Raw genomic sequence first — 395 nt, forward strand, 5'->3', positions numbered from 1 at the left:
GAGCTTCAACGTGCCGCCACCCGCATTGCTGTTGGGCAGGGTGACGGTAAGCAACGTATTGGCCGGATCGACAGGGCCGAGATTGGCTTCGAAGAAAGTCTTGGCATAGGCCTTGACGTCGTCGTCGCTTGCGCCGGCGACGATCTTATGAGCGGTAGCGAGACCGGCGCCGTCCAGGGCATTCAACGTGGCGTTCTTCTGGCGGAGCAGTTCCGAGTAGTCGACGCTGAGCGCCAAGCCGCCCATGAGCGGCACCATGGTGATGACCGTCATCAGCGTATAGTTGCCACGCCGGTCCCTACCGAATTTTCGGATCATTGCCGTCAGCCCCCCGCTAGAACCCCTTTGTCGGCGACCAGATGCCACCAATCCTTGAATTTCAGATTGCTAAAATA

1 protein-coding gene is annotated in these 395 nt (G+C 58.7%); it reads right to left on the reverse strand.

What is annotated here, in order from left to right; all coding sequences use genetic code 11:
- On the reverse strand, positions 1 to 318 hold a 318-nt coding region (locus tag EOA85_RS37105), incomplete at its 3' end, for a TadE/TadG family type IV pilus assembly protein (RefSeq protein WP_164760224.1).
- Between the last annotated feature and the right edge of the window lie 77 nt (positions 319 to 395).

This window comes from Mesorhizobium sp. M5C.F.Ca.IN.020.29.1.1, assembly GCF_003997375.1.
Lineage (GTDB): Bacteria > Pseudomonadota > Alphaproteobacteria > Rhizobiales > Rhizobiaceae > Mesorhizobium > Mesorhizobium wenxiniae.